This is a genomic window from Psychroserpens luteolus, from assembly GCF_021032705.1.
In the GTDB taxonomy this organism is placed as follows: Bacteria; Bacteroidota; Bacteroidia; order Flavobacteriales; family Flavobacteriaceae; genus Psychroserpens; species Psychroserpens luteolus.
The window spans coordinates 474,017-487,172 of record NZ_JAHVXI010000002.1; the positions used below are offsets into that span (position 1 = coordinate 474,017).

The 13,156-nt window shown below is 34.4% G+C and carries 14 protein-coding genes; 4 read left to right on the forward strand and 10 right to left on the reverse strand.

Annotated elements, in window-relative coordinates:
• Positions 1-15: 15 nt before the first annotated feature.
• Positions 16-1,923: a molecular chaperone DnaK gene (gene dnaK / locus KWG70_RS07815; protein WP_230935441.1), complete on the reverse strand. Its 1,908-nt coding sequence runs from the start codon at positions 1,921-1,923 to the stop codon at positions 16-18.
• Positions 1,924-2,109: 186 nt separating this feature from the next.
• Here dnaK and KWG70_RS07820 point away from each other — a divergent pair, with 186 nt between their 5' ends.
• Both KWG70_RS07820 and KWG70_RS07825 read left to right on the forward strand, forming a co-directional pair.
• The gene (locus tag KWG70_RS07820; RefSeq protein ID WP_230935442.1) at positions 2,110-2,691 is read left to right on the forward strand and encodes a Crp/Fnr family transcriptional regulator; all 582 of its coding nucleotides are present in this window, start codon (positions 2,110-2,112) and stop codon (positions 2,689-2,691) included.
• A gap of 65 nt (positions 2,692-2,756) precedes the next feature.
• Positions 2,757-4,178, forward strand: a complete 1,422-nt coding sequence (locus KWG70_RS07825; RefSeq protein WP_230935443.1) for an L-serine ammonia-lyase — start codon at positions 2,757-2,759, stop codon at positions 4,176-4,178.
• A 10-nt stretch (positions 4,179-4,188) separates the two neighbouring features.
• Here the strand turns inward: KWG70_RS07825 and KWG70_RS07830 are convergent, their stop codons facing one another.
• Entirely contained in the window at positions 4,189-4,647 is a 459-nt protein-coding gene (locus KWG70_RS07830) for a nuclear transport factor 2 family protein (RefSeq protein ID WP_230935444.1), read from the reverse strand.
• A gap of 105 nt (positions 4,648-4,752) precedes the next feature.
• Here KWG70_RS07830 and panB point away from each other — a divergent pair, with 105 nt between their 5' ends.
• Entirely contained in the window at positions 4,753-5,571 is an 819-nt protein-coding gene (panB, locus tag KWG70_RS07835) for a 3-methyl-2-oxobutanoate hydroxymethyltransferase (protein ID WP_230935445.1), read from the forward strand.
• A gap of 15 nt (positions 5,572-5,586) precedes the next feature.
• The gene (locus tag KWG70_RS07840) at positions 5,587-6,291 is read left to right on the forward strand and encodes an RluA family pseudouridine synthase (protein WP_230935446.1); all 705 of its coding nucleotides are present in this window, start codon (positions 5,587-5,589) and stop codon (positions 6,289-6,291) included.
• Here the strand turns inward: KWG70_RS07840 and KWG70_RS07845 are convergent.
• From KWG70_RS07845 to KWG70_RS07880, 8 genes are all read right to left on the reverse strand, one after another.
• Positions 6,288-7,109, reverse strand: coding sequence for a sensor histidine kinase (locus KWG70_RS07845; protein ID WP_230935447.1), 822 nt, complete (start codon positions 7,107-7,109; stop codon positions 6,288-6,290). The genes KWG70_RS07840 and KWG70_RS07845 overlap by 4 nt on opposite strands.
• Complete coding sequence (locus KWG70_RS07850; RefSeq protein WP_230935448.1) at positions 7,061-7,771, reverse strand: hypothetical protein; 711 nt, start codon at positions 7,769-7,771, stop codon at positions 7,061-7,063. Before KWG70_RS07850 ends, KWG70_RS07845 begins: the two co-directional genes overlap by 49 nt.
• 15 nt (positions 7,772-7,786) lie before the next feature.
• A complete protein-coding gene (locus KWG70_RS07855; RefSeq protein WP_230935449.1) occupies positions 7,787-8,302 on the reverse strand; it encodes a hypothetical protein in 516 nt (171 codons plus the stop codon).
• A 91-nt stretch (positions 8,303-8,393) separates the two neighbouring features.
• Positions 8,394-9,242 (reverse strand): 5-oxoprolinase subunit C family protein, encoded by an 849-nt coding sequence (locus tag KWG70_RS07860; protein ID WP_230935450.1) that lies wholly within the window; start codon positions 9,240-9,242, stop codon positions 8,394-8,396.
• Positions 9,235-9,966, reverse strand: a complete 732-nt coding sequence (gene pxpB / locus KWG70_RS07865; protein ID WP_230935451.1) for a 5-oxoprolinase subunit PxpB — start codon at positions 9,964-9,966, stop codon at positions 9,235-9,237. The genes KWG70_RS07860 and pxpB overlap by 8 nt, the downstream gene beginning before the upstream one ends.
• An 8-nt stretch (positions 9,967-9,974) precedes the next feature.
• On the reverse strand, positions 9,975-10,709 hold the full coding sequence (gene pxpA / locus KWG70_RS07870) for a 5-oxoprolinase subunit PxpA (RefSeq protein WP_230935452.1): 735 nt from the start codon (positions 10,707-10,709) through the stop codon (positions 9,975-9,977).
• Positions 10,709-11,923, reverse strand: a complete 1,215-nt coding sequence (locus KWG70_RS07875) for an Nramp family divalent metal transporter (protein ID WP_230935453.1) — start codon at positions 11,921-11,923, stop codon at positions 10,709-10,711. Before KWG70_RS07875 ends, pxpA begins: the two co-directional genes overlap by 1 nt.
• Positions 11,916-13,037 (reverse strand): DUF2891 domain-containing protein, encoded by a 1,122-nt coding sequence (locus KWG70_RS07880; protein WP_230935454.1) that lies wholly within the window; start codon positions 13,035-13,037, stop codon positions 11,916-11,918. The genes KWG70_RS07875 and KWG70_RS07880 overlap by 8 nt, the downstream gene beginning before the upstream one ends.
• Positions 13,038-13,156: the final 119 nt, after the last annotated feature.

Genomic DNA, 13,156 nt, shown 5'->3' on the forward strand with positions numbered 1-13,156 from the left:
AGCATGACGGTATTGTTATTTCACTTCTTCGAAGTCTACATCTTCCACATCATTTCCTTCTGTTTGTCCATTCTGACTTGCATCTGGTCCTGGTGCTTCTGCTCCACCTTGCTGTGCTTCGGCTTGTGCTTTGTACATTTCTTCAGAAGCTACTTTCCAAGCTTCATTGATTTTTTCTAAAGCTGGTTCTATAATAGCGACATCTTTAGTTTCATAAGCTTTCTTTAATTCTTCAAGTGCTTCCTCGATTGGCTTTTTCTTATCATCAGATAATTTATCACCAAATTCTTTAAGTTGATTTTCTGTTTGGAAAATCATAGCATCTGCTTGATTTAATTTATCAGCCGTTTCTTTTGCTTTAGCGTCTGCATCTGCATTTGCTTCAGCCTCTTGCTTCATTTTAGTGATTTCTTCTTCTGTTAACCCTGAAGATGCTTCAATTCTGATATCTTGTTTTTTACCAGTTGCTTTATCTTCAGCAGATACTTTAATGATACCATTAGCATCAATATCAAAAATCACTTCAATCTGAGGCACACCTCTTTGTGCTGGCGGAATTCCATCCAAATGGAAACGACCAATTGTTTTATTGTCTGCTGCCATTGGGCGTTCACCTTGTAATACGTGAATTTCTACCGATGGCTGATTATCTGCTGCTGTTGAGAATACTTGTGATTTCTTAGTTGGAATTGTTGTATTGGCTTCAATTAACTTGGTCATTACATTACCCATAGTTTCAATACCAAGAGATAATGGAGTTACATCTAATAGAAGAACGTCTTTTACATCTCCTGTTAATACACCACCTTGAATTCCTGCTCCTAGAGACACAACTTCATCTGGATTTACACCTTTACTTGGTGTTTTTCCAAAGAATTTTTCAACAGCTGCTTGAACTGCTGGAATACGTGTTGAACCACCTACTAATATAACTTCGTCAATATCACTCTTAGATAAACCTGCAGCTTTTAATGCCGATTCACATGGCTCAATTGTACGTTTTACTAAATCATCAATTAATTGTTCAAACTTTGAACGTGTTAATGTACGAACTAAGTGTTTTGGTCCACTAGCTGTAGCAGTAACATATGGTAAATTAATTTCTGTTTGAGCTGAAGATGATAATTCGATCTTCGCTTTTTCAGAAGCTTCTTTTAAACGTTGTAATGCCATTGGATCTTTACGTAAGTCAATACCTTCTTCAGTATTAAACTCTTCAGCCAACCAGTTAATGATTTTCTCATCAACGTCATCACCACCTAAATGCGTATCTCCATCAGTAGATAATACTTCAAATACACCATCTCCTAATTCTAAGATAGATACATCATGTGTTCCTCCACCAAAATCGAATACGACGATTTTTTGATCTATTCCTTTTTTGTCTAAACCATAAGCTAAAGCTGCTGCAGTAGGCTCATTAATAATTCTACGAACTTTTAAACCTGCGATCTCTCCTGCTTCTTTAGTTGCTTGACGTTGAGAATCATTAAAATAAGCTGGTACTGTAATTACAGCTTCACTTACCGATGTTCCTAAGTAATCTTCAGCTGTTTTCTTCATTTTTTGAAGCACCATAGCCGATAATTCTTGAGGTGTATATAAACGACCATCAATATCAACTCTTGGCGTATCATTGTCTCCTTTTACCACTTTATAAGGTACACGTTCTGCTTCTTTTTTAGATTCAGAATATTTATTACCCATAAAACGTTTAATAGAATAAACTGTTTTTGTTGGGTTAGTTACCGCTTGTCTTTTCGCTGGATCACCAACTTTAATTTCACCACCTTCAACAAAGGCAATAACAGAAGGTGTTGTTCTTTTACCTTCAGCGTTTGGGATAACCACTGGCTCATTACCTTCCATCACCGAAACGCAAGAGTTTGTAGTTCCTAAATCGATTCCAATAATCTTACTCATAATTTTATATTTTGTGTTTTTATTTCCTTTGCTTCGGAAATGTTATGTCATTTTAAATTCGTTATCTATATGACAATGATTATGCCATGACAAAAAATATGACATGATGTCACAACTCTGTAAATACAAATTCAGTAAAAAAAGTATATCTTTAAATTGACATAATTATATACCAACCCTCTGCCTATGATTGATTATTACGATGTTAATTTCAATTTCATGTGTTCTCTGCTACCTTTATCCAAGAAAACCTATGATAAACTCTACGCTATTGCCAAATTAAAAGAATTCAAAGCAGGTACCAAACTTGTAGATATTGGAGACATAGGCAAAAAACTCTATCTCATCAACAAAGGTGTTTTACGTTCTTATCTTATTATGGAAAATGGAAAGGAATTAACCAAGACCTTATTTACTCCAATTGAGTTTTTTACATCTTTTGCATCTATACTCACGAATAAGCCTTCTGAATTTATTCTTGAAACACTAACGGATTGTCATATTTATGAGATGAATTATGAAGAGTTTAGAGATTTGTGCAATACCGACATTAAAGTTTTAAAATTTTATACTAGATATTTAGAGTTTTTGTTTGTGGAAAATGAAAAGGTCTTCATTGAAATTTCTTCTATGAAAGCAAAGGAACGATACATTACACTTAAAAAGCGTATTCCGAATATTGATGATTTAATTCCGCAATATCAAATCGCCTCATACCTTAACATTACACCTGTTCAATTAAGTCGTATACGATCAAAACTTTATTGATATTACAAAATATGAGTCTATATCTTAATAAGAATTATATTTGCCAGACTAAATTGATATAAAACATGGAGTGTATTTCTGTTTTTGATATGCTTAAAATTGGAGTTGGCCCTTCCAGCTCTCATACATTGGGACCATGGCGTGCTGCCGAGCGTTGGATCAATGAACTTAAAACCGCAAAGAAGTTTGATAAGGTAGACAAAGTAACTGTTGATCTTTATGGTTCTCTTTCACTAACAGGAAAAGGACACGCAACAGATTATGCCGTGCTCCTAGGCTTAAGTGGTGCCGACCCTGAACGTATTCCTGTTGAAACGATTGATGCTACTATTGCTACTATTAAAAACACCAAAACATTAGTTTTTAATAATGAAAAACCAATTGATTTTGATATCAAAACCGATATTATTTTTAACAGAAAATTTTTACCATTTCATGCTAATGCTTTGACTTTTACAGCTACTATTAATGGTAGAAATTATAAATCTACCTTCTACTCTATAGGTGGTGGATTTGTTGTTAAAGAAGAGCGTACAAATCACAAGAAAAATTTTGAAATCAAATGTTCATTTCCGTATCCTATAGAAAAAGGTACTGAACTTTTAAAGTTTTGCAAGGATTTAAATAAATCAATCTCTCAAGTCGTTTTAGAAAATGAAAAGTCTATTCATTCTGAAACTCATATCAACGCTGAACTTAAGAGAATTTGGGACACCATGTTAGAGTGTATGTATACAGGTTGTCATACTGAAGGTAATCTTCCTGGCGGACTCAATGTAAGACGTCGTGCCTATGATATGCATCAAAGTTTAAAAGGTGAAACTGCGTATTCAAATCCTTTAGAATGGATTTATGCCATACGTAACACAGAAGTAAAATTTAGACAAATTTTGAAATGGGTGAGCTGTTTTGCGCTTGCAGTAAATGAAGTAAATGCATCTTTAGGTCGTGTGGTTACTGCACCAACCAATGGAAGTGCTGGAGTTATTCCTGCAGTATTAATGTATTATTTAGTGATTGAGAATCACGATGGCAACTTTGATGACATCAAACGATTTCTATTAGTTGCTGGTGAAATAGGAAGCATCTTTAAAAAAGGAGCAACCATAAGTGCTGCAATGGGTGGATGTCAAGCAGAAATTGGTGTATCTTCTGCAATGGCAGCAGGTGCACTTTGTGAACTTTCAGGAGGAACGCCTGAACAAGTTTTAGTCGCTGCCGAAATTGCTATGGAACATCATTTGGGACTCACTTGCGATCCTATTGGCGGATTGGTTCAAATCCCTTGTATTGAGCGCAATGCAATGGGAGCTATAAAAGCTATCAACGCTTGCGAATTGGCTTTAGATACAGATCCAAACAATGTTAAAGTGCCTCTGGATAAAGTAGTCAATACCATGTGGGAAACTGCTAAGGATATGAACACAAAGTACAAGGAAACTTCAGAAGGTGGTTTAGCTATTGGTGTAAATATGGCAGATTGCTAAACCTAAATAATTAATCTTGCTTACAGTCGCGTCTTCGTGTATCTATCAAGTAAATAATTTTCCATGCTCCCTCTTGCTTGAATAATTGGAATGAATTGACGCCACAATGACTAAAGTTTTTATCAAACCAAAAGTTATAAGGTGTCCAAGCATGTGCCATATCGCCATCCACTTGAATATTAAATCCTAGAAGTTCTTCCTTAAATGTTTTTTCTTTGGGAATAGATACAATTGAATTTAAAAACTTTTTAAACTCAGACGTGTTTAAAACAGCTTTACCTTCTCTGTTTTTCCCAATAGATTGCATTTTTATATCCTTGCCAACTGTTTCTAAAATGATCGTACTGTCCTGTTTATGAAAGCCTTCAAAAAAACGCTCGATAGTCGCTTTTACATTATCACTTTCTGAAGATTGAGAAAATGAAAATGACGTGATCATGATGGCAATAAAAAAGATATAATTTTTCATGTGTTTAAAATTTCAGTTAAATTATAAAATTAATAGTTTTTAGACGCTAGAATAAATAAAGTTTAACAAAACTCTGTATTTTTACACATAATTAATTTCCACACTATGTCTGTAGCAAAAAAAGATTACAAAAGAATCACAGTAAAGTCTCTTGTTGATATGAAAAAAAACAACGAGAAAATATCCATGCTTACTGCTTATGATTATACTATGGCCAAAATCGTTGATGAGGCTGGCGTTGATGTTATTTTAGTCGGAGATTCGGCAAGTAATGTGATGGCTGGACATGAAACCACTTTACCTATTACTTTAGATCAAATGATTTATCACGCGTCTTCGGTAGTAAGAGCTATTGACAGAGCCTTGGTTGTTGTTGACTTACCATTTGGAAGTTATCAAAGTGATCCCAAAGAAGCCTTACGCTCTGCTATTAGAATTATGAAAGAATCTGGTGGTCATGCAGTGAAAATGGAAGGTGGCAAAGAGGTCAAAGAATCTATTAAACGTATTCTAAATGCTGGTATTCCTGTAATGGGACATTTAGGATTAACTCCTCAATCCATATATAAATTTGGTACTTATACGGTTAGAGCTAAGGAAGAACAAGAAGCAAAGCAACTAAAAGAAGACGCCTTAATGCTAGAAAAAGCAGGCTGTTTTGGAATTGTACTTGAGAAAATTCCTGCAAAACTAGCTCAAGAAGTTGCTGAAAGTGTATCGATACCTGTTATTGGTATTGGTGCTGGTGCTGGAGTTGATGGTCAAGTTTTGGTTTTACATGATATGATTGGTATGACTCATGAGTTTAATCCTCGTTTCTTACGTCGCTACATGAACCTTTACGAAGATATGACAACAGCGATTGGTCAATATGTTGATGACGTAAAAGCTGTTAGCTTTCCAAACGATAAAGAACAATATTAATTAACATCTCAAGAATTGTCTAAAGGTAAGATCCTTTCAAATACATCTAATTTACAAGTACTCTACGAAGACAATCATATCATCATCGTAAATAAGCGTGCAGGTGATATTGTACAAGGTGACAAAACTGGTGACAAGCCACTAAGCGATGTTGTCAAAGATTATATCAAAGACAAATACAATAAGCCAGGTAATGTCTATTTAGGTGTTGTACACCGTCTCGACAGACCAACTACTGGTGTTGTATTGTTTTCTAAAACGAGTAAGGCTTTACCACGACTCAATAAACTGTTCGCTGAAAAAAAAGCAAATAAAACCTATTGGGCCATCGTAAAGAATCGTCCTAAAGTATCGCAAGACACTTTAATACATTGGCTCAAAAAAAATCCGAAAAACAATAAATCTACAGCCTATCATAAAGAAATTAAAGACAGTAAAAAAGCCATTCTGCATTATAAACTGATTAAATCCTTAGATAATTATCATGTATTAGAAATTGAATTAGAAACTGGTAGACATCATCAAATTAGGAGTCAGTTGTCAACTATTGGATCTCCAATAAAAGGAGATTTAAAGTATGGTTTTGATCGTAGTAATAAAGATGCGAGTATTAGTTTACATGCAAGGCAATTACGGTTTATTCATCCTGTCTCAAAAGTTGAAATTGATGTTACTGCGCCATTTCCAAAAGATGCTATTTGGCAGGCTTGTGAGCATTAATCGTTAAATGGATATTTGATTGTAAGCTGAACACCTTCATTAGGCTGTGACGTCATATGAAAAGTCGCATTGATTAATTCGGCTCTACTTTTCATATTAATAAGTCCTGATCCTTTTTCTGCGGAAACTACATCAAATCCATTACCATCATCAGAAGCAATTATAGTCAATTGATTGGGTGTATAATTTAAAATAACTTTTAAACTATCGGCTTCAGAATATTTAACCGAATTAGAAAAGAACTCTTGAAGAATTCTAAAAATAATGATTTCATGCTTTTTCTCACTGAAATCCCGTTTTGAGCCTTTAACTTCCAGTTCTGCCGAAGTAAACTTCATACGCTTTAAACGGTTGAGTTCATTGCTGATAGATTCTTCAAACCCCATATTTAGGAGCACGTCATTATTCAAAGATTTAGATAATGCGCGCACTTCTTTCAGACTATCCTTAACAATATCTGATGTTTCCTGTACTTTAGACTTAATGTCTTCTGGGACTTTTGTCCCTAACATGTTGAGCTGCATGCTGGCATAAGCGAGTAATTGACCAACATTGTCGTGTAACTCCCATCCAACATGTTTTAAGGTTTGTTCTTGTATTTCGGTTTGTGTACGAGAAAGTTCTTCATCAAACACTTTTTGCTGTTCAATTTGATCTAAAAGCAGTTTGTTTTTTCGCTTTTGAAACGTCACAAAAAAAAGCACAACCATTACTGAAAGCAATAATAAAGCAAAAATAACATAGCCAATTAAAGCTAATTGTTCTTCATTTATTGCTTGCTCTTCTTGAGCGAATACCAAAAACCAAAAGCAAAACATAGGTAGGTAAAAATATTAATTAATAGTAATAATACTGCTCTAAACTCTATAAAATCCCTATTCATATCGTAAAAATAAGCATCAAAAATAAATAGTGGTGTTACACATAAATACCATAGTAATAAAGCTACACTAATATAAAATGATGGTAATTTATAATAAATGAGTATGAATTCACTTTTCATCAATTCCACAAAGTAGAATACAACAAAAAGACAAACAATTATTGACGCTAATATGTTATCATAAGGTAATCCTTTTATAAAAAATGCATCTGTAAAAATATAGAAACATGTTGAAAACAATGTATAAAAAACAACAACCACTCTAATTATAAGCTTAAGAGACTTTGTTTTCAATAAGTCTGAATAGAAAATTCCTAACAAACCAATAGTTAGTAAGGAATAAATATTATATAACCATCTATTCTCACAAAATACGCTATTTTTTAAGTTAATATACCATTGGTAATCATAATTATTGAGCAACAACATTGAATAAGATCCTACCCACTCAACAATTACTGTCAACCACAAGTATTGAACAAAAATTTTGAGTGGGTAGTTTTTAGTTTTTCTTAGATAAATTGTACCAGACAAGGCAGCAATTAGCTCGACAGATTTTGTAATTGCTGAATAATTATTTAACAAAAACTCTTTCAAATGTTTCTTTCTTTTTTATTGCGGATAATTCGCCGAAGGAGGAATCCCATTTCCACCATGATCTAGGCCACTACCTCCTGGTATATCACCATTCCCACCTTCTTGTTTGAGGTTGATCATATTACCTTCAGATTTGTTTAAATAGCCAGTTGGCACAAATAAGAATGTTGAATAACCTGGGCGATCAGCTAAAGCTGGACGTGCTCCAGGGTATATTCGTATGCCATCCATAGTGTATCCTAATTCTCCTGCCTCTTTTTCAGCAAGTGTTAGGAAGTTGCGCAAGTCTTCTAAAGAATACCATGATGATCTGTTATCACCACCTTCAATGCCTCTAAAAACACTATCATTAATACTGTAATACCTTGGGTTGTAAGCTTCGGTTAATATTTTGATTTCTTCAGGTGAAATCATACCTTTTGGTGTTGGTGTGTCACTCATACCGTCAACATTTTTAATATTATGAAAGTAAAAATACATGGCAATAGCGCCAATAACAATCCCTAAAATAATTGGTCCTAATTTTTTCATAATTTGGTTAGTTTTGAATTAATTGTATCGTAATGTATTGAAAATCTAAATACAAAACCATTATTTATGTTAAAATTTAGGTTTTTTCTTACTAATTTATACATTTAAACCGAATCATATCACCCAAAAACTTCTGAGATAACACATGAATTGAGGCTTCTGTAAGCTGCAAAATTCTTGGATATCCACCTGTTACTTGACAGTCCCTCATTAAGACCATAAGCTGCCCCGAAGGTGTTAATTGTACTGTCCCTGGCAACACCAAAGATGTGATGATACCGTCTAAAGAATTATGCAAGGTTTCGTTAAATTGATATGCCATTCGGTTGCTATTCATAGAGATTGTAAACTCTTGATTAACTAACAACTCTTTCAAATGTGTATCAAGTTTTTCATATTCAGGACCAATAGTTACCTCTATACTGTGCTTATAAAAATGTGTTGTATCAATTTTTATTGAAGAAAACATCTTCGAATCCACATAATTTCTTCCTACAATTGGTAATACATCACCCTTTTTTAATCTTACATCATCAGTAATTCCCTTATACATACTTCTGCTATTCATAACCATTTTAGTTTGAAATCCTCCAGCAACGGCTATATAGGTTCTGCAGCCATACTCCCTTTTTCCAAAACTCAATACATCATTTACCTTGACCGAAATTTCAATATTGTTTCTAACAGGATTTCCGTTTATAGCAGGTTGCATTTGAGCTCCTGTAATACAAATTGAAGTGTCTGCATGAAATTTCAGTTTGGGTCCAACGATCGTAGATTCGATAACTGCAGCATCACTAGGATTGCCTAAGATAGAATTTGCTAATGTATATGAATAGTTATCCATTGCTCCCGAAAACGGAATTCCAAATTCTTGGAAACCCATTCTACCACTATCTTGAATAGTATCTAACAATCCAGCTTTAAGTAATTCAATCATCAACCACCTCACTTTCTAATTGATAGGCACCTGTCTCTATTTGCGTCAAAATAGTTTGATATTCGCTCCTGTCTATTGGAAAAAACTGAATTTTATCGCCTGAATTTGCAAAACACGGTCTGTCTTTGTTTAAATCAAAAAACTCTAAAGGTGAATTCCCTATGATATGCCATCCTCCAGGACTCGCATTTGGATAGATTCCGGTTTGTTGCCCTCCTATGGCAACTGCTCCTTTTCTAACCTCTAATCTCGGACTCTTTTTCCTCGGAACATATAAGCGTTCATCCAATCCTCCCAAGTATAAAAAGCCTGGCAAAAAGCCAATAAAAAAAACCGTGTAATCTGCTTTAGAATGCAAAGAAATAATGTCAGAAATTGAGTGCTTTTTTTCTTTGGAAATCTCATCTAAATCCAATCCAAATTCTTCGTCATAGCACACAGGAACCTTCCAACGTCTTGTGATACGTTTAGCCTTACTCGTTCTACTGAAATAAAGTCCTTTTAAGGTGGGTATTTCATCATAGATTTTATCAATAGTATATTTATAAATAACTAATATCGAGTTGTATGCATTATTTATTTGAAGTATAGATTTAATATTTGAATTCTCTATGTGAGCTTTAAATATTAAGACGTCTTCAAGGATATTTAGAGCTATTTCGGCAGGCCATTCTATCAAAATAGAATGCTCAGAAAATGGTTTATATTTAAGTTCAAAATCCATAACTGCTATCAAGAAATTTCGATATTATTTTGTTTCAATCTATGAATTAAATGCTCTAAGTTTTGTACTACATTTTTGCCGTCTCCATGCACGCAAAACGTATCTGCTTTTAATACCACTTCTACTCCATTTATCGCAGTCACTTTTTCATTTAAAACAATCTGGCTAACTTGCTCAAACATGATTTCCGCATCATGGATTAATGCATTTTCTTTGCGCCTTGATACTAAAGTCAAGTCTTGGTTGTAATTTCTATCAGCAAAAGCTTCAAACCTGACTTGCAACCCTACTTGAGAAGCTATGTCTGCAATAACCGATTTATAAGGCGCATATAAAATCAAGTTCTTATCAATATCTTTAATCACACTAACTACGACCTGAGCTATTTCCTTGTTTACTGAAGCCTTATTATACAATGCGCCATGTGGTTTAACATGATGTAAACTAATATGCTTTTGGTCTAGGATGCTTTTTAAGCTTCTTATTTGATTATATATAGCGTTATAGAGTAATTCATCAGACATGTTCATTTCCTTTCGGCCAAAGTTCTCTCTATCTGGAAATGAAGGATGTGCTCCAATTTTAACTTCAAACTTTTGAGCCAAATCAGCAACAAAACTCATTGTAGCCTCATCTCCTGCATGACCACCACAAGCAATATTGCATGAAGAAATTAAAGGCATAAGTAAATCTTCATTACCAATACCTTCTCCCAAATCACAATTGATATCTACAAGAATCATTACAACAGATTAAACACTTTTAAAATACTCTTTATCCCTAAGAACAACGCTATTCCGAAGATAATGATTCCGAGACCATTTTGCAGAACCGAATTCTTATGCTTACCAAGAATCGATGATTTATTCATGATCCAAATTAAAAACCCAGCAATAATAGGCAGTAATAAGCCATTAGCCACTTGAGCAAACTTTATAATTTCTATGGATTTAAATCCTACAGATGAAAATAACACACCTAAACCTAGAATAAACATCCAAACCGCTTTAAAACGAACAGATTTCATATCTGACTTCCATCCTAGACATCCAGAAGCGACATATGCTGCTGCCAATGGTGCCGTAATGGCACTAGTAATACCAGCGGCAAATAAACCAATAGATAAAAAATAGGATGCAAAATCGCCAAACAAAGGCTCTAAACCTTTGGCAAGATCTGCTGCTCCATTGACTTCATAGGTTTTTATTGCTGCAGCTGAAATAATAATACTCATCGAAACTATTCCTCCTAAAACAACAGCAATAATAGTATCTTTCCGAGCAAATTTTAGATCGGATTCTTTTTTCCATTTTTCCTTTACCAAAGCCGCATGAAGAAATAAATTATAAGGAACTACAGTTGTTCCTACCAATGCAATGACTGTCAACACACTTTCTCCAGAAAACTTTGGAATAAATAATCCCTTAAATATATCAGTCAAATCAGGTTTTGTAACTATAGCAGTAATTAAAAACGCTAAACTCATTAAAATCACTAAAGTGATTAATGCTTTTTCTAAAACTTTATAATTTCCTATAAACAGTAACACAAAAGCAATAACACCAATTATCACGCTGTATACAGCGCTCGAATTAAATGATGAATTCCCAAATAATGCCTCCAGACCTAACACACTACCGCTTATATTTCCAGCTTCATACGCGGCATTTCCAACAACTATTGCCGACAAAATTAAAATGATAGCCAAAGTCCTAAACAACGGATTTTTAATTTCAGTTCTAATCACTTCCGACAACCCTCTTTGGGATACAATACCTAAACGTGCCGACATTTCCTGCAAAACAATTGTTGCGAAAATTGACAATAGCATTGCCCAAAGTAACGAAAACCCAAAGTTGACACCAGCAAGTGTGCAAACGGTTACTGTTCCTGGTCCGATAAAAGCAGCAGCAACCAAAGGTCCTGGACCAATATTTTTAAACCAGCTCTTAATCACGTTCTACAGAATTTAAAGCATAAATTGCAAAACTTCCTAACCAGTGTCCGCCTTCATAACTATCACCAACAATACTTGGCAACGAATAGTTAATGTGTTGATTGGCTATGTTTTTAAGATGACTGTATTCTGGTAAATCACGAGCAATTTCATTTAAACTCCATGCCCTTGAAAAATTCACGCCATCTAAGTGTACAAGCTTTCCATCTGTTCTGTCACTTACTTTTCCAGTAGTCATAGTAAAAGTATTGTCTTTTAACTGTGGAAGAAATGTGTTAATCCAAGTCTTAAAATCTTCGATTGGCAATACGCGTTTCATTAAAGCTGCTTCTTCAAGACAAGGTGATAGAAAATCAAACCCACTTGGTTCCCAAGATAGCGGACAATCAGCATCATTACTATAGAAATCCTTAGCGCGTTGCTCGATCATAGACTTTAAAGGTTCATGTCCAACGGTTTTGGCATAATCGTAAGCAAATAAGAGTCCGAACGCCGTATTTGGATGTTCACCCACACGAATTGGGTAATTCAGTTTTGGTAAGAACTCTAAGTATTTGTTCACAATTAAATCGGTTAGCGGTTGCAGATTAGCTTCTAATTCTCTCGCTAAAGGATCATCCCAAGTATGCAGTTCTTCTGCTAATTTTAAAAGCCAAGCCCAACCATAGGTGCGTTCATATGTTCCATTATATTTTCCGAAGAAATAGGCCACTTCAGCTTTGATATTGGCTTCAGACATATTGCCAAGTAACATTTTCTTTGCTTTTTCAGCAGACTCTAACTCAGGAAATTGCTTTAACAAACTCACCAAACTCCAATGGCCATGAACAGCCGAATGCCAATCAAAGCAGCCATAAAACGCTGGATGTAAATCTTGAGGCGATTGTAAATCAGCATCGCTACCAATAGTTTGATTGAGTTTATTTGGATATTCAGTTTGAATGCAATGAATTGGCAATTGCGCCAAGCGATTGGCTTGCTCTAAATCGATTGTTGGGACCTGTACGTGTTCAATTTCTGGTTTAACTTCGGTAGTTTCAGTAGTATTTTTTTCCGAAGTATTACAGCTAAAAAAGCATAACAGCAGAACGAATAGCAAACTATAAGATTTCATTTAAAAAGGTATGGGTTACTCAAGTAAAAGTACAATTAAAATGTTCGTTTTTTCAACTTTTAAAAACTATACCTATGAATTTTATGAATAGTGCTTATATTTACTTGTAAATTGAAATC